This is a genomic window from Janthinobacterium algoris (assembly GCF_051380935.1).
In the GTDB taxonomy this organism is placed as follows: Bacteria; Pseudomonadota; Gammaproteobacteria; order Burkholderiales; family Burkholderiaceae_D; genus Janthinobacterium.
The window spans coordinates 25,142-43,660 of record NZ_JBNYXZ010000028.1 but is presented as its reverse complement, the minus strand read 5'-3'; the positions used below and the strand labels follow the sequence as shown (position 1 = coordinate 43,660).

17 protein-coding genes are annotated in these 18,519 nt (G+C 65.2%); 8 read left to right on the top strand and 9 right to left on the bottom strand.

The annotated features are described in order from the left end of the window. Positions 1-28 precede the first annotated feature (28 nt). Positions 29-649: an oligoribonuclease gene (gene orn / locus ACQ4W7_RS27650; RefSeq protein WP_436534884.1), complete on the top strand. Its 621-nt coding sequence runs from the start codon at positions 29-31 to the stop codon at positions 647-649. On the opposite strand, the gene ACQ4W7_RS27645 is transcribed toward orn, so the two are convergent. Beyond that, positions 639-992 (bottom strand): hypothetical protein, encoded by a 354-nt coding sequence (locus tag ACQ4W7_RS27645; protein ID WP_436534882.1) that lies wholly within the window; start codon positions 990-992, stop codon positions 639-641. The genes orn and ACQ4W7_RS27645 overlap by 11 nt on opposite strands. Next, entirely contained in the window at positions 989-1,933 is a 945-nt protein-coding gene (gene gcvA, locus ACQ4W7_RS27640) for a transcriptional regulator GcvA (protein ID WP_436534880.1), read from the bottom strand. The genes ACQ4W7_RS27645 and gcvA overlap by 4 nt, the downstream gene beginning before the upstream one ends. Positions 1,934-2,170: 237 nt before the next feature. On the opposite strand from gcvA, the gene ACQ4W7_RS27635 reads away from it, so the two are divergent. The 5 genes from ACQ4W7_RS27635 to ACQ4W7_RS27615 all read left to right on the top strand — a co-directional run bounded on the left by ACQ4W7_RS27635 (position 2,171) and on the right by ACQ4W7_RS27615 (position 7,152). Next, positions 2,171-3,070, top strand: a complete 900-nt coding sequence (locus ACQ4W7_RS27635; protein ID WP_436534878.1) for a DMT family transporter — start codon at positions 2,171-2,173, stop codon at positions 3,068-3,070. Between the two features lie 206 nt (positions 3,071-3,276). Beyond that, a complete protein-coding gene (locus ACQ4W7_RS27630; protein ID WP_436534905.1) occupies positions 3,277-4,380 on the top strand; it encodes a hemin-degrading factor in 1,104 nt (367 codons plus the stop codon). After that, complete coding sequence (locus ACQ4W7_RS27625) at positions 4,368-5,306, top strand: heme/hemin ABC transporter substrate-binding protein (protein ID WP_436534876.1); 939 nt, start codon at positions 4,368-4,370, stop codon at positions 5,304-5,306. The genes ACQ4W7_RS27630 and ACQ4W7_RS27625 overlap by 13 nt, the downstream gene beginning before the upstream one ends. After that, complete coding sequence (locus tag ACQ4W7_RS27620; protein WP_436534874.1) at positions 5,303-6,355, top strand: FecCD family ABC transporter permease; 1,053 nt, start codon at positions 5,303-5,305, stop codon at positions 6,353-6,355. Before ACQ4W7_RS27625 ends, ACQ4W7_RS27620 begins: the two co-directional genes overlap by 4 nt. Positions 6,356-6,363: 8 nt before the next feature. Then, on the top strand, positions 6,364-7,152 hold the full coding sequence (locus tag ACQ4W7_RS27615) for an ATP-binding cassette domain-containing protein (protein ID WP_436534872.1): 789 nt from the start codon (positions 6,364-6,366) through the stop codon (positions 7,150-7,152). Between the two features lie 9 nt (positions 7,153-7,161). Here ACQ4W7_RS27615 and ACQ4W7_RS27610 read toward each other — a convergent pair whose 3' ends face one another. The 6 genes from ACQ4W7_RS27610 to ACQ4W7_RS27585 form a co-directional block, all read right to left on the bottom strand. Then, positions 7,162-7,596, bottom strand: a complete 435-nt coding sequence (locus ACQ4W7_RS27610; protein WP_426074821.1) for a hypothetical protein — start codon at positions 7,594-7,596, stop codon at positions 7,162-7,164. Then, positions 7,593-9,032 carry an efflux transporter outer membrane subunit gene (locus tag ACQ4W7_RS27605; protein ID WP_436534870.1) on the bottom strand — a complete coding sequence of 480 codons (1,440 nt, stop codon included), beginning with the start codon at positions 9,030-9,032 and terminating at the stop codon, positions 7,593-7,595. Before ACQ4W7_RS27605 ends, ACQ4W7_RS27610 begins: the two co-directional genes overlap by 4 nt. After that, the gene (locus tag ACQ4W7_RS27600; protein WP_426074819.1) at positions 9,029-10,099 is read right to left on the bottom strand and encodes an HlyD family secretion protein; all 1,071 of its coding nucleotides are present in this window, start codon (positions 10,097-10,099) and stop codon (positions 9,029-9,031) included. Before ACQ4W7_RS27600 ends, ACQ4W7_RS27605 begins: the two co-directional genes overlap by 4 nt. A 42-nt stretch (positions 10,100-10,141) precedes the next feature. Further along, a complete protein-coding gene (locus ACQ4W7_RS27595) occupies positions 10,142-11,704 on the bottom strand; it encodes an MFS transporter (protein WP_426074818.1) in 1,563 nt (520 codons plus the stop codon). Between the two features lie 117 nt (positions 11,705-11,821). Then, positions 11,822-12,736 (bottom strand): LysR family transcriptional regulator, encoded by a 915-nt coding sequence (locus tag ACQ4W7_RS27590; RefSeq protein ID WP_426074817.1) that lies wholly within the window; start codon positions 12,734-12,736, stop codon positions 11,822-11,824. Positions 12,737-12,814: 78 nt separating this feature from the next. Beyond that, positions 12,815-13,513 (bottom strand): UPF0149 family protein, encoded by a 699-nt coding sequence (locus tag ACQ4W7_RS27585; protein ID WP_071078834.1) that lies wholly within the window; start codon positions 13,511-13,513, stop codon positions 12,815-12,817. A 103-nt stretch (positions 13,514-13,616) separates the two neighbouring features. Here ACQ4W7_RS27585 and ACQ4W7_RS27580 point away from each other — a divergent pair, with 103 nt between their 5' ends. Together ACQ4W7_RS27580 and ACQ4W7_RS27575 are read left to right on the top strand one after the other, a co-directional pair. Continuing rightward, the gene (locus ACQ4W7_RS27580; protein WP_436524964.1) at positions 13,617-14,630 is read left to right on the top strand and encodes a serine/threonine protein kinase; all 1,014 of its coding nucleotides are present in this window, start codon (positions 13,617-13,619) and stop codon (positions 14,628-14,630) included. Between the two features lie 125 nt (positions 14,631-14,755). Continuing rightward, positions 14,756-17,224 (top strand): coiled-coil domain-containing protein, encoded by a 2,469-nt coding sequence (locus ACQ4W7_RS27575; protein WP_436534867.1) that lies wholly within the window; start codon positions 14,756-14,758, stop codon positions 17,222-17,224. Between the two features lie 164 nt (positions 17,225-17,388). Here ACQ4W7_RS27575 and ACQ4W7_RS27570 read toward each other — a convergent pair whose 3' ends face one another. Then, on the bottom strand, positions 17,389-18,342 hold the full coding sequence (locus ACQ4W7_RS27570; protein ID WP_436534865.1) for a hypothetical protein: 954 nt from the start codon (positions 18,340-18,342) through the stop codon (positions 17,389-17,391). Positions 18,343-18,519 lie beyond the last annotated feature (177 nt).

Sequence of the window (18,519 nt, the reverse complement as noted above, 5' to 3'; positions counted from 1 at the left end):
TTTAGTTTGATTAGGCCAAGAGAGAATTATGTCACAAGCGACCGACTTAACTGCAGCCACCTCTGCACCCACCTCCGCATCCACCGCTGCACCCGTTGTTCCGGCACGTCCAAATGAGATGAACCTGGTCTGGGTCGACATGGAAATGACGGGCCTGGAACCCGATACCGACCGCATCATCGAGGTGGCGGTAGTGGTGACGGATATGCATTTGAACCTGCTGGCCGAAGGCCCCGTGTTTGTGATCCATCAATCGGATGAAACGCTGAACAAGATGGATGCCTGGAACAAGGGCACGCATGGCCGCTCCGGCCTGATCGACAAGGTTAAAGCGTCGACGGTGACGGAAGCGCAGGCGGAAGCGGAATTGATCGCGTTCCTGAAGAAATACGTACCAGCAGGCAAATCGCCCATGTGCGGCAATACCATCGGCCAGGACCGCCGCTTCATGGTGCGTGGCATGCCGAAGCTGGAAGCGTTCTTCCACTATCGCAATGTTGATGTATCGACATTGAAAGAGCTGTGCAAGCGCTGGAAGCCGGAAATCGCCACCGGTTTCAAGAAACACCAGAAACACACGGCCCTGGCCGACATCCTGGAATCGATTGAAGAGCTGAAATACTACCGCGAGCATTTTATTAAATTATAAAATCCTCGCCTGTGTTGAAGGCGAGGGCGGACCAAACGCCATCCTCGCCTTGCCATTCCAGCGCAAACGGCCCCGTTTGCCGCAAGTCCGTGATCCACACTGTTTCGCCTGGCTGGCGGAAATATTCCGCACACCGTCCGAACGGCTGACCCAGCCGACACAGCACCAATCCCTCGCCCGCCACCGCGCACCATTGTTCATTGATGTCGATCAAGGCCACGGTCGGGTCGCCATAGAATTCGCCAAGCTCTTGCCGCCATCCATCGGCCGCCGTCATGCTGGCCTGTTCATATTCATGTTGGACTATATATTCGGCGCTGCGCGCCAGTTCGCGGCGACTCATGCTGTCTCCACGGTGGGCCAGACGGTTTCCTGGTCGGCGCGCGCCTCGGCGATCAGCCATTCGCAGAACGCATGCACGAGCGGGCGCGTTTCCGCCTGGGGTGAGCGCAGCAAATAATAGCAGTGGGGGCCGCGCACCGCGTGTTCGAATACGCGCACCAGGCGGCCCGAGCGCAGGTCGTCGCCGATCAGGGGGCTGGCGGCGATGGCCACGCCCTGGCCGCTGGCGGCCGCGTCCAGGCATAAATACGTGTGCGAAAAGCGCGCGCCGCTGTTGCCGCTATTGCCGCTGTAATGCACGCCGCAGCTGTGCAGCCAGCGCGTCCAGTCGATTTCGCCGGGCAGGTGCACTTCCGGTTCGTCGTGCAGCAGCGGGTAGCGCAGCAGGTCGGCGGGCTGGCGCAGGCTGGCCGCGTTGGCGCGAAAGCCGGGACTGCAGACGGCGGAAAACCATTCTTCCATCAATAAATCGACTTTCAAGCCCGGATAACGGCCCGGCCCCAGGCGGATGGCCACGTCCACGCCATCGCGTGCCAGGTCGACCGGATGCATCGAGGCCAGCACGCGCAATTCGATCTGCGGATAACGGTCGCGCAGCCGGCCCAGGCGCGGCATCAGCCAGCGCGAGACGAGCGAGCTGGTGGCCGTTACCGTCACCACCTTGTCATCGCCTTGGCGCCGTGCTTGCTCGGACACCTCGGCCAGCTGGTTGAGGATGGGCCCCAGCGAGGCCGCATAGCGCTGGCCGGCGCTGGTGAGCACCACGCCTCGCGGCAGGCGCTGGAAGAGCACGACGCCCAGCCACGCTTCCAACTGTTTCACGTGGTGGCCGATGGCGCCGGCCGAAACATGCAATTCTTCGCCCGCGCGCTGGAAGCCTTCATGGCGGGCAGCCGCCTCAAAGGCATGCAGGGCGGCGAGTGGGGGCAAGGGACGTGACATGGCACTCTTCAAGAGAATTGAGCCTCAGTATTATTTGGCCTATCCGTGAAGAATATTGGTTTGTTTCATTTTGCGCAAGCGAATATGATGCCGTCTATGCGTGAAGTGACCCGCAATATGATTAATGCAGGATTTTTCGCGCAAGCATCCCAAGCCAGGAACGAGATCGCCCGCAGAGGCGCTCCGGACAGCCCGCCTTGTTCTTCGTTCTACCCGATTTATTTGAAGAGGTTAGTCATGTCTGATCGCCGCGCTGTTGCGCTGGTGTTGCTGTCGGCCGCCGGTTTCGGCAGTTCCGCAGTGTTTGCCAAGGCGGCATATGCGTCCGGGGTCAACCCGTCGACCATGCTGGCCTTGCGTTTCGTCATCGCCGCCATGTTGCTGCTGCCGCTTGTGTGGCTGGGCGGCTGGCGTTTGCCGCGCGGCCGCCTGCTGGCCGGCTACATGTTGATGGGTCTGATGTATACGGCCCAGTCGCAAGGCTATTTCAATGCCCTGCTGTATGCCAGCAGCGGCCTGTGCGGCATGCTGCTGTATGTGTATCCCGTGCTGGTGACGATATTGGCACTGGCGCTGGGCTGGGAAAAGCTGGACCGGCGCATGCTGGTGCTGATGGCGCTGGCGATTGCCGGCATGGGCATCACCCTGGGCGGCAAGCTGCAGGGCCAGCCCATCGGTATCGCGCTGGCATTGATGGCCGCCGGCGTGTACGCCGTGTACATCCTGTTTGGCAACAGCCTGTCAAAAAGCCGCGAGAATATTCACCCATTGGCCGCTTGCGTGGTGATCCTGGGCACGGCCGGCTTGTCGAATAGCGCGATAGCCTTGTGGCAAGGTGTGTCCTTGCCGGGCACGGCAACGGGCTGGCTGGCCGTCAGCGCCATCGCCCTGTTTTCGACGGCCATCGCCATTGCCGCCTTCTTTGCCGGCGTGGCGCAAATCGGTGCGGCCAAGGCGTCCATCATTTCCACGTTTGAACCTGTCATCACGATGGCTTTCGGCGTGACCTTGCTGAAAGAATCCGTCAGCGGCACGCAATTGCTGGGCGGTGCCATGGTGCTGGCCGCCGTGGTCTTGCTGGCGCAGCGCCCCGCGCCTAAGGCGGCAGCCATGCCGGCCGTGCAGGCCAGCGCCTGACCTTTTTTCCTGAACTGATCGGCAATACCGATCGGTCTCCTTTGCGCCGCGACGGGTTTCCTGTCGCGGCGCTTTTTTTTCGCGTAATTTTTTTCACATAAATAAGCCTTGATTGCGAATGATTCTCATTTATAATTGACGTCAAGATTCCCCCACCACCAGCCAGCCCATGCCAGCCAGTGTTCGCCTTGAAAGGAGACACCGTGTTGAGCACGTTCCCCATTTGCAATACCCAGCTGGTCGCCAGCGAATTTGCCCGCCTGCGCCGCGAGAAAAAAGCCCGCCACCGTGACATCGCCGAGGAACTGGGCATTGCCGAAGGCGAGCTGATTGCCGCGCACGCCGGCTTGTCGCTGGACGATGGCGCCTTGCTGGGCGCCGAGCGCCTGCAGGCTGACTGGCCCGCCATCATCGCCGCGCTGGAACCGCTGGGCGAAGTCATGGCGTTGACGCGCAACGCCTCGTGCGTGCATGAAAAGACGGGCGTCTATCGAAAAGCCAGCCACAACAACCATGTCGGCCTGGTGCTCGGTGGCGAAATCGACCTGCGCGTGTTTTACCGCCAGTGGGCGCATGGCTTTGCCGTACGCGAGGTGAACGAAAAAGGGGGCGAGCACGAAGTGCAGCGCAGCCTGCAATTTTTCGATGCGGCCGGCCATGCCGTGCACAAGATTTTCCTCAAGCCGCAAAGCGACATTGCCGCCTACGACGCGCTGGTGAGGCATTTTGCCGACGCGAACCAGGCGGCCGGCATCGCCGTGACGGCGCCGGTGGCCCCGCCAGCGGAACTGCCCGACGCGCAGATCGATGTGGCCGGCTTTCGCGCCGCCTGGGCCGACTTGCGCGACACGCATGAATTTTTCACCGTGCTGAAAAAATATTCGGTCTCGCGCCTGCAAGGCCTGCGCCTGGCCGAGGCACGCTTCGTGCAGCAGCTCGACAAATCCTGCGTGCTCGACCTGCTCAACAGCGCCGCCCTTGAAAAAGTGTCCATCATGGCCTTCGTCGGCAATGCCGGCATGATCCAGATCCATTCTGGCCCCGTGCACAAGATCGCCGTAATGGGGCCATGGATCAATGTCCTCGACACGCGCTTCAACCTGCACTTGCGCGAAGACCATATCGCCAGCGCCTGGGTGGTCAGAAAGCCCACCGTCGATGGCTTGGTGACGTCCGTGGAACTGTTCGACGCCAGGGGCGACACCATCGTCATGTTCTTCGGCGAACGCAAGCCGGGCGTGCATGAGTTGTGCGAATGGCGCCACATCGTCGAGCGCGTGGTGCAGGAGGGCGAACTATGCGCCGCATGATCGCCGCCAGCGTGGCGCGCCGCATCGCGCTGAAAAAAATGGGGGCGGGAGCCTTGGCGCTGGCTGCGCCGATGCAGGTGCTGGCCGCCGTCAGCGAGGCCGGCAAGCCGGTGGTCAAGGCGCGGCGCATCGTCAGCGTGGGTGGCGCCCTGACGGAAATCGTCTATGCGCTCGAGGCGCAGGGCGAACTGGTGGGCGTCGATACCACCTCGCTGTATCCGATCGTGGCGCAACAGCTGCCGCAGGTGGGCTATGCGCGCACCTTGTCGGCCGAGGGCGTGCTGTCGCTGGCGCCCACGCAGCTGATCGCCACCGAGGAAGCGGGGCCGCAAGCGGTGCTGCGCCAGGTGCGCGACGCGGGCGTGCCGGTGGCGGTGCTGAACGCGAGTAACAAATTCGAAGGCTTGCTTGAACGCGTGAAACAGGTGGGCCAGATCACGGGCCGGCCCGATCCTGCCGCGCGTCTGGCGCACGTCTTGCAGCAGCAGTGGGACGGCGCCCTGGCCAGGGTGCGCCAGCGCAGCCGATCACCGGTACAATCAGCCGTGCGCGTGCTCTTCATCCTGGCGCATGCGCCGAACCAGGTGATGGTGGGCGGGCGCGAGACGGGTGCCGACGCCATGCTCGCGTATGCGGGCGCCGTCAATGTGATGGGCGGACAGGGTGGAGTTTCCGGTTACAAACCCCTTACGCCGGAAGCCGTGATCGCCGCGCGACCCGATATCGTGCTCGTCACGGACCAGGGCTTGAAGGCTTCGGGCGGCGTGGACGGCATCCTCAAATTGCCAGGCCTGGCGCAGACGCCGGCCGGGCGCAGGCACCGCATCGTGTCGCAGGAAGCCATGCTGCTGCTGGGCTTTGGCCCGCGCATGCCGCAGGCGCTGGCCGAACTCGATGCCGCCTTCGCCAAAGCCATGGCGGCATGAACGCGCGCGTGATGACGCCGGCAGTGTCCTGGCGCTGGCCACGCTGGAGCGCCGGCGGGCTGCTGGCCGCGGCACTGGCTTGCGGCTTGCTCATCGCCGTGCAGGCGGGCGCCGTGCCGGTGAGCCTGGCCGACTGGCTGGCGCCTTGGCAAGCGGGCGATGAGTCGCTGTCCGGCGGCGCGTATGTGCTGTGGCATATCCGTTTGCCGCGTGCCCTGTTCTCCATCCTGATCGGCGCCGCGCTGGCGCTGGCCGGCGGCCTGACGCAAGGGCTGTTTCGCAATCCGCTGGCCGACCCGGGGCTGCTGGGCGTGAGCAGCGGCGCCGCCTGCGCGGGGGCGGCCACCATCGTCTTTGCCGCCAGCCTGCACGTGGCGCCCGAGCTGCGCGTGTGGCTGCTGCCGGGGGCCGCGTTCGCCGGCGCCATGCTCATTTGCGTGCTGCTCGACCGCGTCGCCCGCTGGGCCACGCCCGGCTCCATCGTCGGCCTGCTGCTGACGGGCGTGGCGCTGAACGCCATCACGGTGGCCGTCATGGGCTTGTGCATCTACCTGGCCAGCGACGACCAGTTACGCACCCTGACCTTCTGGACCCTCGGTTCGCTGTCGGCCGGCAGTTGGCGCCAGGTGGCGGCTTTGCTGCTGGTGCTGGCCGGCGCGCTGTGGGCCACGCGTTTCCTGATGCGCTCATTGAACGCGCTGGCGCTGGGCGAGGCGCAAGCGTTGCACGTGGGCATCGACGTGGGCCGGCTGCGCACGCAGGTCATCGTATTGGTGGCCGTGCTGACGGGCTTTGCCGTCGCCTGGTGCGGCGGCATCGGTTTCATCGGCTTGATCGCGCCGCACCTGGTGCGCACCTGGCTGGGGGCCGATCAGCGCCGCGTGCTGCCGCTGGCGATGCTGATGGGCGGCTTGCTGCTGCTGTTGGCCGACACCCTGGCGCGCACGGTCGCCATCCCGGCGGAAGTCCCCGTCGGTATCTTCACGGCCTTGCTGGGCGGACCCTTCTTCCTGATGCTGTTGCGGCGTTTTCGCCACGCCACCGCCTAGAGATGAACATGACACCCTTGCTGGAACTCTCCTTCGCCACCACCAAGTTGGGCCAGCAGTATTTCGGCCCCTTCAACGTGCAGGTGCGTCCGGGCGAACGCATCGCCATGCTTGGCCCCAGCGGCGCGGGCAAGTCGACCCTGCTCAAACTGATGGCGCGCGAACTGCATCCGCAGGCGGGCAAGGTGGTATTTGCCGGCCGGCCGCTGGCGCAGTGGCCGGTGGCCGAACTGGCCCTGCGGCGCGCCGTCCTGCCACAGGCATCGAGCGTGGCCTTCGGACTGCAGTGCGCGCTGGTGATCGGCCTGGGGCGGGTGGCGCGCCTGGTCGACCCGCAACTGGAGCAGATCGTGCAGGAGGCGGCCACCCTGGCGCATGCCGCGCATCTGCTGGGCCGTCGTTTGGACACCCTGTCCGGCGGCGAACAGGCCAGGGTGCAGCTGGCACGCATCTTCGCGCAGATGTGGGACGTACAGGATGGACTGATACTCGTCGACGAACCGCTGGCGGCGCTCGATCCCGGCCTGCAGTTCGATTTGCTCGATAGCCTGCAGCAGTTTTGCGCCGCGCGCGGCCACGCCGTCATCGCCATCCTGCACGACATCAATCACGCCTTGCTGGGCTTCGAGCGGCTGCTGCTGGTGCGCTCCGGCCAGCTGGTCGCCGATATCGCCAGCGATGCCGGCGCCGTGCCCGCGCTGGCCGCGCTGTACTGCATCGCCCTGACGACGGCGACCAACAGCGACGGCGACGTGTGCGTCATCCCTGCCAGAAGTGCGGTCCGCAAGGCAGCCTGACGGACTCACTCACCAGACGTCCGCCGCGCGCGGCCGCGCCATCTGGCCGCTGCCCAGCAGCCACACCATCAGGGCCTCGGCTTGTTCACGCGTGGCGGCCACTTCCTGCACGATGCCAAAGGCCTTCATGGCGCCGGCCGCCATCGCCTGCAGGCGCGCGCGCTGTTCCGCGTCCGCCTCGACCGATACCAGGCCCCGGCAAAGGGCGGCCAGCGCTACCTTGTTGTGCTTGAGCCACAGGCCGCGCCGCTTGCGGTCGATGTGGGCTTCATCGCTGCGCTCCTCTTCGAACAGCATGACGAACGGTTCGCCATGGCGCAGCAGGGCGTCCATGTCGTTTTCCCACAGCGGGGCATAGCCGTCGACGGCCGTTTCAGGGCGAAAGCGCACGATGGGAAAGTCGTTGACGTCGTGGATGGAGAAGTGTGCGGGATGCGGTTTCATGGTGTGTTTCCTTGCGATGTGGTTGAAAATGCTTGCCAGCCGCCGCCCAGCGCCTTGTAGACCTGGACCAGCGACAGCGAAGCGGTGGCGCGGCTGTCGACCAGCGCCGCTTCGTTGTTCAATAAAGTGTTTTGCACATGCAGCACATTGATCAAGTCCGTGCCGCCCTGGCGGTATTGCAGTTCCGCGCTGCCCAGCGCCCGCCGACCCTGTTTGACGGCTTCATCGAGGCTGGCCTGGCGGCGGGCGTTGGCCTGGTAGCCCGAGAGCGCGTCTTCCACCTCGTGCCAGGCGGCCAGCACCGTCTGGCGGTAGGCGATGGCCGCTTCCTGCTGCTGCGCCTCGCGCAATTGCAGATTGCCGCGCAGGCGGCCGCCGTCGAACAGGGGCATGCTGAAGCCGGGGCCGAAGGCAAAGCGTTTGGCGTCCCAGCCGATGTCGGACAGTTGCATCGCCTGCAGGCCGACGCTGCCCGAGAGCATGATGCGTGGATAAAAATCGCCTTGCGCCACGCCGACGCTGGCCGTGGCCGTGTGCAGCTGCGCTTCGGCGCGGCGGATGTCGGGACGCCGTTCTGCCAGGCTGCTCGGCACGCCCAGTTGCACCTGCATGGCCACGGCCGGAATATCCTTGCCGACCGCCAGTTCCGCCTGCAGGGACTGCGGCGGCAGCGCCAGCAAGAGGGCGAGGGCATTGCCCAGGCGCGCTTCGCGCTGCTGCAGCGGCGGCAGGCGCGCTTCGATGCTGGCCACGTGGGCGGCCGCTTCAGCCTCGTCGAGCTGCGTCGCCGCGCCTTCGCGCAGGCGAATGCGGGTCAGGTCCAGGGTATGGCGGGCGATATCGAGCAGTTGCTGCGTGATGGCCAGCGTTTGCTGCGCGCCGCGCAATTCGATGTAGTCGCGCGCCGTTTCGGCCAGCACGGCCAGCAGCACGCCGCGCTGCGTTTCCAGGGCCACGTCGACCCGCGCGTCAGCCGCTTCCACCTCGCGTCGCACGCGGCCCCACAGGTCCAGCTCCCAGGCCGCATCGAGATTGCCTTGCCACAGGCTGTAGGCCGACTGGCCGTTGTTGCGCGACGGGTCGCTCAAGCCTTGTTCGCTGTTGCGTGCGCGGCCATAGCCGCCATTTGCGCCCAGGGACGGGCCTTGCGCGGCGCCGGCCACGCCGCGCGCGGCGCGGCTTTGTTGCAGGCGGCTGCTTGCCGCCTGCACGTCGAGGTTGGCGCCGGCGGCGCGCTGCAGCAAGGACGACAGGGTCGCGTCGCCAAAGCTGTCCCACCAGCGCTGCTCGATGGCGCCATCCTGTGCCGCCGCAAAACGGGCATCCTCCGCCTGGCGCCATTGCTGTCCCAGATCGTTGGCCGGGTGCTGGAAATCGCTGCCGACGCTGCCGCAGCCGGCCAGGCCCAGGGCCGTGACGAGTATCAGTGCTTTCATCGCGCGCTCACCTGTTGCAGATGTTGACGGCGCATGGCCGTATCGATGCGCACTTCGGCCGACATGCCCACGCGCAGACGGCTGTCGCCGTCCTGGCCCGGATCGAGCGCGATCCTGACGGGGATGCGCTGCACCACCTTGGTGAAGTTGCCGGTGGCGTTTTCCGGCGCAATGGCGGCAAACGTCACGCCCGTGGCCGGCGCGATGCTGTGCACCGTGCCGTGCAGGAGCATGCCCGGATAGGCGTCGATGGCGATGCTGGCGCGCTGGCCCTGGCGCACGTGGGTCAGCTGGGTTTCCTGCAGGTTGGCGACGACAAAGCTGCGGTTCAAGGGCACCACGGCCATCAGGCTGGCGCCGGGAGCTACCAGGGCGCCGATGCGCACCGCACGGCGTCCCACGATGCCGTCGATGGGCGCGCGCAGCTGCGTATGCGATAAATCAAGTTCGGCCCGTTGCAGGCTGGCGCTGGCGCGCAGCAAGGCCGCTTCGGCCGCGCCTTGCTGCGCTTGCAAAATTTCCGTCTGCTTGCGGGTGGAGACCAGGGCGGCGCGGTTTTGCGCCAGGCGCGCGCGGCTCACGTCGAAGCGCGATTGCGCCTGCTGCGCGTTTTGCACGCTGCCCGCGCCCTGGCCGGCCAAGTGCTGCGAACGGGCCAGTTCCTGCTGCGCCAGTTTGTCTTCCGCCTGGTTGGCGTCGACCAGGGTGGTGGCTTGCTCGATTACCGATTGCTGGCGCTGCAAGGTGGCGCGGGCATAGACCAACTGCGCTTCGGCGCCGGCTACCTCGGCGCGGGCCGAGGCGGCGGCGGTCTGGTAATCTCGGTCGTCGATGCGCGCCAGCAGCTGACCCGCCTTGACAGTCTGGTTGTCTTCCACCAGCACTTCCCGCACGATGCCGCCCACCTTTGGGGAGAGCACGGTGTAGTCGGCGCTGACAAAAGCGTCGTCGGTGGTTTGTTCGTCGCCCCGGGCGAATAGCAGTTGCCAGGCGCAAAAGGCGAGGGCACAGGCCAGCAGGGCCAGGCCGAGAATAAAAGCGCGCGAGCGCAGGATGGGGACAGTCATGGTGAGGCTCTTTCGTAAAAATGAAAACTCAAGAAGTAAGGCTCAAGCAGCGCGCGGCGGATAGACGCGCGTCGGCAAGATGGGGATGATCAGGATCATGGCCAGCGCGATGGCGGCCACGATGAGGTACAGGTCGGACGAGGTCAGGGTGACGACTTGCGCATGCATGCGCGCACTCAGGCCAGGACCCAGGCCCGCCACATCCACGGCGCCAGGCAGGTTGCCCAGGCGTTCAGTGAGCACCGTCGAATGAAAATGGTTGCGGCGTGTGATCAGCGCATCAAGCACGCCGGTGGCGACGACGGCCGACATGCCCTTGATGGTGTTGAACCAGGCCGAGGCGAAAGGACCGTCTTGCGGGGCCAGGCCCGTCGTGGCTAGCAGCAGCAAGGGAATCACGGCCATGGGTTGCGCAAAGATCTGCACCGCTTGCAGCAGGTAGAAGTGCGTACGTATCCAGTCGGGCGACATGCGCGCACCCAGCACGCAGGACAGGGCCAGCAGGGCCAGGCCGATGGCCAGTACCCAGCGGCAGTCGACGGCGCGGATATTGCACAGGGCGGCCACCAGCGGCAGGGCGATCAACTGCGGCAGCGCCACCATCAGCATCACGGGCGCCGTTTGCAGTGGACGGTAAGCGTGCACCTGCGCCAGGTAAGACGAGGGGATCAAGATCACGGCCAGCAGCACGAACAGCACGCCGCCCAGGGTCAGCAGTGCGTGGCTGAGGTTGCGCCGCGACAGCAACTGCAGCTTGAAAAATGGCAGCGGATGCGACCACTCGTTGATGAAAAACAGCACCAGCAGCAGGAGGCCGCCGCCCAGCAGCACGCAAATCAGCGGCGAGGCGAACCACGCCAGGCGCTCGCCCTGCAGCATGCCGACCACCAGCATGCTGATGGCGGGCAGGCCAAGCAGCAGGCCGCGCCAGTCGAACTGGCGCAAGCGCTCCAGGCGCAGCGGGTCTTGCGGCAAGCCCCAGGACACCATCAGCAGGGCGATGATGCTGCCCGGGACGACTTGCCAGAACGCCCATTGCCAGCCCAGGTACTCGGTCCAGAAGGCGGCCAGCGGCGTGCCCAGGCTAGGGCCGAAAGTGGCGCTCAGCGCATAGCCTCCCAGGCCATACAGCTTGATATTCGGCGGCAGGAAGCGCAGCGCCACTGTCATCAACATGGGCGGCAGGGCGCCGCCAGCCGCGCCCTGCACCACGCGCAGTATGATCAGCACGGAGAGATTCGGCGCGAACGGGCATAGCACGCCGGCGGCCATACAGACGATGATGGCGGCGGCCGTCAGCCGGCGCAGCGAGAAGGTGACGGAGCACCATGGCGCAAACGCCATGGCCGATACCGAGGCGGCCGCATACAGGGCCACGAGCCAGCTGGCATCATCGCGCGCGATACCCATGGCGCCGCGGATATCGGCCAGCGCGACCTTGGTGATGTTTTCATTCAGGCCAGACACCAGCACGGCCAGCAGAACGCCGGCCAGGCCCGTGGCCAGGCGCGGGCCGAAGATGGCGGGTGCAGGTGGCGTGGCCGGTGGTGGGGAAGGGGGCGGCACCGTCGTCGGGACGGCGCCGGGTAGCATTACAGCAGACACAGGGAACTCCGTGGATGAGAATCAGTCCACGCAGTATAGGTAGCCGTTAATCTTGTGAAAATTGATCATTGATGAAGTCTGACTTGCGTCAGACGCAATGATGATTGGTGGCGAACCCTATGGGCCTGACCCCGTGCACAGCTCCTTGATCATGCGGCGCAGCCAGCGGTGCGCATGGTCGTGGTCGAGGCGCGGGTGCCAGGCCTGGAACACGTCGACGCTGTCGACGGGGATGGGCAGCTGGAAGGTGCGCAGCTTCAAGCCCAAGCGCTCGACGATGGGCAGCAGGGGTGTGGGCATCAGCGGCAGCAGCAGGCGCGAATCGGCCACGGCGAAAATGGCCGACTGAAAATTGGGCGTGATCAGCGACACCCTGCGCGTGTAGCCCCGCTCGGCCAGGGCCGTATCGAACGGGCCGCGCGCCAGGCCGCGCCGCGAGACGCTGATATGTTCGTATTCGGTAAAGCTGTCGAGGTTGATGGGGCTGTCGAAGATCGGGTGGTCGCTGCGGGCGATGCCGACAAAGCCGCTGGAAAACAGATGCTGCAGCTTGATGTCGGGCGCAAAGGCGCGCCGCGCGCTGATGTACAGGTCGATGCGACCTGACTGCAGGGCGTCGTTTTCTGTGGCGCCATCGCCTTCGGGCACGAAGCGCAGCACCGTGTTCGGCGCATGGCTGGCCAGCAGGTCGCGCAGTTTGCCGCCGTAGGCGCCGACAAACACGTCGTTGGCGCACAGGCTGAAGGTGCGTTGCAGCGTGCGCAGGTCGATTTCTCGGCCGGAAGTGAAGACAGCGTGCGCCTGCTCCACCACGCCGCGCACCTGCTCGCGCAATTCCAGCGCGCGCGGGGTGGGCATCAAGCCGCGCCCGGAGCGCACGAAAACGGGGTCGCCGATGGCGTCTCGAATGCGCGCCAGGGTGCGGCTCATGGCTGGTGCGCTCAAGTTCATGCGCCGCGCGGCAGCCACGGCGCTGCCTTCCTCGAGCAGGATGTCGAGGGCGACGAGCAGGTTCAGGTCAGGAAGTTTCATGCGGCGATTATAGCCCGTGGGCCAACGCCAGCGCTGCGCCGGCAGGACGCCGGCGCAGAGGGAGATGCAATTGCGCGATTACTCGGCTGCCGGCTCGGCGCCGCAGCATTTCTTGAACTTCTTGCCGCTGCCGCAAGGGCAGTCGTCGTTGCGGCCCACTTTCGGTTCTTCGCGCTTCATGGTTTGCACGGGAGCCTTGCGGCGCGGTACCCAGAAACGGTGGATGGCCGGCAGGTTTGCTTCCAGTTCCTGCGCCAGCTTGTGCGCCTTGACCGGGTCTTCCACCAGTTTCAGTTCTTCTTCCTTGATTTCGTCGGCGCCCAGCAGGTAGATCGGCTGCATCAGCTCGGCCACTTCGGAATCCCAGATTTCACTCCACGAGCCAGGACGCAGTTCCATGCCGTCCCAGAAGCCCCAGCACCAGGCTTCGGCGTCGATCAGGGTCTGGCCTTCGTAGTCGTGCTCGACGAACAGGGCTTCGAATTCCTTCGGCGCCACTTCAAACGTCACCAGCACTTCGTTCATGAAGCGCATGATCAGGTTGACGATACGCTCTTCTTCCTTGCTGTTCTTGAATTTCGGCGCATCTTCCGCATCTTCGCCCCAGACGCGCGGCAACCACTCGGCCGGCATGATCGGTTCCGGGCCGATGGCGACGGCCGTCAGATAGCCGTGCAGCATATCCATGGTCATCGCGTCCTCGGAGCAGCGCTCCGACAACAGGAATTGGTCTAATTCGTCGAATTCTTTTTCTGATAATGGCTGTTCGAGTTGCATGGCTTGCTCTTTGATTAAGTGTAAGGCATCAGTATACGCTTTGCTGCAGCTTGCCGCCGAAGTGTTTGCACCGGCGGCGCGCGCGCGCCTTACAATGTCGCTTATGCACAATGAAAACCAGCCGCACGAGGACGACCGGCCCGTCCATCCCTTTTCCGCCCTGAGCCCCGATTGCGTACTCGACGCCCTCGATAGCGTGGGGCTGCGCGGCGATGGCCGCCTGCTGGCGCTCAACAGCTATGAAAACCGCGTCTACCAGGTGGGCATCGAAGACAGCGCGCCCCTGGTGGCCAAGTTTTACCGCCCCGAGCGCTGGAGCGACGCCGCCATCCTGGAAGAACACGCATTCGTGTCCGAGCTGGTCGAGCGCGAAATCCAGGTCGTGCCGGCGCTGGAGATCAATGGCAGCACCTTGCACCAGTACCAGGGCTTCCGCTTTGCCGTCTTCCCCCGCCACGGTGGACGCGCGCCCGAGCTGGACGACCCGGCGACGCTGGAATGGACAGGGCGCTTCATCGGCCGTATCCACGCCGTCGGCGCGCTGTCCACGTACAAGGAACGCCCGGCGCTCGATCACCAGACGTTTGGCGTCGAGCCGCGCGAATTCTTGCTGGAGGGCAATTTCCTGCCGCCCGAACTGCTGGCCGCCTATTCCAGCGTGGCGCAGCAGGCGCTCGATGGCGTCAAGCGCTGCTATGACCGCGCGGGCGACGTGGCCGTGCTGCGCACGCATGGCGACTGCCATGGCGGCAACGTGCTGTGGACGGATGCCGGCCCCCATTTCGTCGATTTTGACGATAGCCGCATGGGCCCGGCCATCCAGGACCTGTGGATGATGCTGTCGGGCGAGCGGGGCGACATGGTGCGCCAGATGAGCGACATCCTGGCCGGCTACGAGGATTTTTGCGATTTCGACCCGCGCCAGCTGTACCTGGTCGAAGCGTTGCGCACCCTGCGCCTGATCCATTATTCGGCCTGGCTGGCGCGCCGCTGGGACGACCCCGCCTTCCCCGTCGCCTTCCCGTGGTTTAACACGCAGCGCTATTGGCAGGACCGTATCCTGGAGTTGCGCGAGCAGGTGGCCTTGATGGATGAGGCGCCATTGTGGCCTGTTTGACCTGAACCCCCGAAAAGCGTGGTAAAAGTCGCTCTTCTTGCCGCGCTGATTTGTGCATGCCTGTTCGATAATGGTGCTAATAAATTCCTATAAGCAATGGAATTCACCCGAATAAGCGAGAAATCATGCAAGCACAGCAAAATCAGCGCCAGGCCGTTTCCCTCACCGTCGCGTATTCCGCCGACGACGAGTTCGACCAGGACAGCATGGTCTCGCTGCATGATTTCAAGGATCTGGAGCGCAAGGCCGAGGCGCCGGCGCCGGTTCTTGCCACCCTTGCCACCCCTGCCACTCCTGCCGCTTCTTCCATCTCTATGCCCGAGCCGCAAGCCGAGGTGGCAGTTGAAGCCGACAGCAAGGCGCCGGCTGCCGAACGCCAGAAAATGGAATTGAAAGCGATCCACGAAGCGATTGCCCGCGTGGAAGCGGAAGCGAAGGCTACCTGCGCCGCCGAAAGCCGCGCGCTGGCCGAGGCGCGCGTGCGCTCGCTGGCCGAGGACCGCGCCGCCATCGACGCGGCCGCCGCTGCCGCCGCACAGCAAAATGCGCAGGCGGCTGAAGAAGCAATTGCCGCCAACCGCGAACGTCTCGATACCATGCGCGCCGCCGCGCAAGCCAGCGTGGCCCGGCTCGAAGCGGTCAAGCAGGAGACGGCCGAACTGCGTGCCCGCGTGGAGTCCGACAATGCCATCCGTCTGGCCGCCGAACAGCGTTCGCGCGCCGAACAGGAAAACCGCTTGCGCGCCAGCGAGCAGGTGGCCGTGCAGTCGGAGCTGGCCGAGCAGGCCGCCCGCGCCGCCGAGGAATTGCAAGTGCAGACGGAGCAGGCGCGCCTGCAAGCCGTCGAGCGCGTCGCCGCCGTGCAGGCGGCCAAGGAAGAAATGGTGGGCATCGCCTCGGCCGACGCGCGCGTCGCCGTGCTGGCGCGTGAACGCGAGCGTCATGCGCACGGTGCGCGCCAGACGGCGCAGATGCTGGCCGAAGCGGAAAGCGAAGCGCTGGACTTGACGGTGCAGCGCGAGCGCGCCGACCAGATCGCGCTGGAATCGGCTTTCAACCGCGCCGCCGCCGAAGTGCGCGCGCTGGAAGAAGCGCGCGCGCTGGCGCACCTGGAACAGGAACGTGAAGCCATCGCGCTGGCGCAGGCGGAATCGGAGCGCCATGCCGCGCAATCCCTGCGTTTGCGCCTGCAAACGGAAAAGGAATTGCGCGACGCGGCCATTCACCGCGAGCGCCTGGAAATGGTCGCGGTCGCCAGCGCGCAGGCGCGCCGCGATGCCGACGTGCGCATCCTGGCCGCCACCGAGGCGCGCATCGAGGTGGACCGCCAGTTGCGTGCCGTGGCGCTGGCCCGCGTGGCCGCCGAACAGGATGCGGAAATCTCCGCTCACGCCAAGCTGGAGGCGGAAACGGCAGCCCTCGAAGAAACCAAGGCCCGCGAAGCGGCCGAGCAGGCCGCCGCCGTGGCAGCCGTCCGCGAACTGGAAGAGCAGCAGCGCGCCGCCAGCCTGGCGCACGAACGCGCCGATCTGGCGCGCCAGGCGTCGGAACTGGCCGCCAGCCAGAATGACGCCGAGCAGGCTGCGGTCGATGCCGGCAAGGCTACATTGGCTGTGCAAGAACAGGCATCGCAACTGGCACAGGAAAAAGCGCAGCAGGCGCAGCACCTGCTGCAAGCCGAGCAGGGGCGCATGGCCGCCGAACAAGCCGCCCTCGTCGCCTTGAAAGAGAAACTGAAAGCGGAAGCGCTGGCGTTCAACACGGCGCAGGAACGCATCGCCGCCGAAGGCGCGCAAGCCGAACTGCTGCGCCGCCAGCACGCCGCCGAACAGGCTTTGCGGGAAGCGGCGCAAAAAGAAGCGGACGCCATCCGTATCCTGATGGACCAGGCGCTGGTCGAAGGCGAGCAGAAAGCCGCTGCCGCGCAAGCCGTGCAGGCGCAGGCACGCCTGGCCGTGGAACTAGGGCAAGTGCATAGCGAGCGCGCCCGCGTGGAAGAAGAAAAAGCCCTGGCAGCCGATGCGCTGCTGGCATCCGAGCGCGATTTTATCGCTGCCGAACGCGAGTCGCTGGCCTTGATCGCGCAAAAACTGGTGCAGCAGCGCCAGACCAGCGGTGCCGAAGAACGCGCCTCGCAAGCCATCGCCGGCCGCCTGGAAGCGGAAAAGCAGGCGACGGCAGCCGCTGAAACGCGCGCCACCCTGGAACAGCAAGCGCTCGACGCCATGCGCCAGCGCGAACAACTGGAACGGGCCGCGCAGCAGGCTGCCAGCGAGAAGCTCGCCGCGCAGCAAGCCTTGCTGGCCAGTGCCCAGGCCCACGCAGCCCTGCAGCGCAAGGCGGCTGAAACCACGCGCGCGATGGCGGTCGCCAAGCAGCAGTTGCTGGAACTGGACACGGCCCGCGCGCAGCAGCAAGAGCGCGAATTGGCGGCCCTGCGCGCCAGCCTGGAACAACCGCAAACCGTCTTTTCCAGCTCGCTGACCGCCGCCCGCGCGAAAGCCGAACAAGTCAGCTCGGCCAGCCTGACGCGCGAAGTGATCGAGCGCTTGACGCAGCCTAACGAGGCAGGTGCCGTCTGGCGTTCGCGCTAGGCAGGATACCGAACCAAACCTACTGCGCGGCGCGCTTTGCGCCCGGCGATGCTCACCGTACTAGAGTACGGTTGCGCTTCTCGGCCACAAATCACTGCCGCTCGCTACGGTTTTGTTCGGTATCGTTACTTTAGTGGAAGAGCGAGATTTTTTACGTTTTTCCATCAGAACTTTCTCCCCACCCCCACCAAAATTACATCCGCATCGCGGTGGTAATCCGTCACGACGCGGTTCCACGCCACTTGCGCCACCCAGCGGCGGTCGACGTGGTAGCGGGCCGTGGCCGACAGCAAGCCTGTCAGGCGCGTGCTGTGGCCCTGGGTGTCGCGCCCATCCCACGCCAGGTAGGGACCACCCCCCATGCCGAATTCCACCGTTTCATTCAGTGAGCGGATCAGCCACAACTGGGCGGCCGTGCCGCGCCGGTGCGCCAGCGCCGTGCTGCCTTCGTCGAGGGCGGTGACCGTCCAGTCCACGTATTTTCCCGCCGCGCGCCGGTATTCCAGGGTGAACGGGCGCGAGGACTCGGAGCGCAAGCTGTTGACGATGGTGTGGCCGGTCGATAGCGTCAATGTGTCGTCGTGCGCCCAGTTCTGCAAGTGCAGCTTGGCGCCCGGCACGCCGTCGTAGCGGTAGCCGGCGCCCACCAGCAGGTGCGTGGTGTTGTCCTTGCCGCTGGGGCGGATGCGGTTGATTTGCGCTTGCGCATACCAGCGGTTGTCGAATTGCCAGCGCGCCTGCAGGCTGACGATGGAACCCCAGCCGTGGTCATTGTCGAAATTGTGCGGCGCCTCGTCCGTCTTGGCTGTGTCGAAGAAAAAATAGCGGCCGATGCCCGCACCCAGCATCAGGCCCTGATCCACTTTTTTCGTGCGCAGCCAGACCTGGCCCGCCATGCCGTCGCGGTGATGGTCTTCCGGATGCCCCTCGTTGATATACGACAGGCTGACCGCGTTGTAATTGCCCACCGGCTGCGTGTAGCTGACGGCGGCGACAAAGGTGCGCTCATTGGTCGAGTTGACTCTCAGGGCGCCGGCCATGCCGGACAAGTCCTGTGCCTGGATGGACAGGGGAAGCGAGGCGGCCAACAAGGCCAGGAAAGAGTGGCGGATGCGCATGAAATTTCCGGTGATGATGCAGGCTGAAGGTCGGCTGGCTGGGTGTCATGCGATAGCGCAATAATCGCGCACATTTACTACATTGGTGAAATGTCTCAGTCAGAACTAATTGCTCTAGTGTATAAGAAAGTGAGAATGTGTGAGGTGCGCCATCCGCGCCATGCATTTCTTGCTGGC

Coding starts and splice junctions, on each gene's coding strand:
- ACQ4W7_RS27645 (WP_436534882.1), bottom strand. CDS start 992: ATGAGTCGCCGCGAACTGGCGCGCAGCGCCGAATATATAGTCCAACAT.
- gcvA (WP_436534880.1), bottom strand. CDS start 1,933: ATGTCACGTCCCTTGCCCCCACTCGCCGCCCTGCATGCCTTTGAGGCG.
- orn (WP_436534884.1), top strand. CDS start 29: ATGTCACAAGCGACCGACTTAACTGCAGCCACCTCTGCACCCACCTCC.
- ACQ4W7_RS27590 (WP_426074817.1), bottom strand. CDS start 12,736: ATGAAACTTCCTGACCTGAACCTGCTCGTCGCCCTCGACATCCTGCTC.
- ACQ4W7_RS27585 (WP_071078834.1), bottom strand. CDS start 13,513: ATGCAACTCGAACAGCCATTATCAGAAAAAGAATTCGACGAATTAGAC.
- ACQ4W7_RS27635 (WP_436534878.1), top strand. CDS start 2,171: ATGTCTGATCGCCGCGCTGTTGCGCTGGTGTTGCTGTCGGCCGCCGGT.
- ACQ4W7_RS27575 (WP_436534867.1), top strand. CDS start 14,756: ATGCAAGCACAGCAAAATCAGCGCCAGGCCGTTTCCCTCACCGTCGCG.
- ACQ4W7_RS27625 (WP_436534876.1), top strand. CDS start 4,368: ATGCGCCGCATGATCGCCGCCAGCGTGGCGCGCCGCATCGCGCTGAAA.
- ACQ4W7_RS27605 (WP_436534870.1), bottom strand. CDS start 9,032: ATGAAAGCACTGATACTCGTCACGGCCCTGGGCCTGGCCGGCTGCGGC.
- ACQ4W7_RS27570 (WP_436534865.1), bottom strand. CDS start 18,342: ATGCGCATCCGCCACTCTTTCCTGGCCTTGTTGGCCGCCTCGCTTCCC.
- ACQ4W7_RS27620 (WP_436534874.1), top strand. CDS start 5,303: ATGAACGCGCGCGTGATGACGCCGGCAGTGTCCTGGCGCTGGCCACGC.
- ACQ4W7_RS27615 (WP_436534872.1), top strand. CDS start 6,364: ATGACACCCTTGCTGGAACTCTCCTTCGCCACCACCAAGTTGGGCCAG.
- ACQ4W7_RS27580 (WP_436524964.1), top strand. CDS start 13,617: ATGCACAATGAAAACCAGCCGCACGAGGACGACCGGCCCGTCCATCCC.
- ACQ4W7_RS27610 (WP_426074821.1), bottom strand. CDS start 7,596: ATGAAACCGCATCCCGCACACTTCTCCATCCACGACGTCAACGACTTT.
- ACQ4W7_RS27600 (WP_426074819.1), bottom strand. CDS start 10,099: ATGACTGTCCCCATCCTGCGCTCGCGCGCTTTTATTCTCGGCCTGGCC.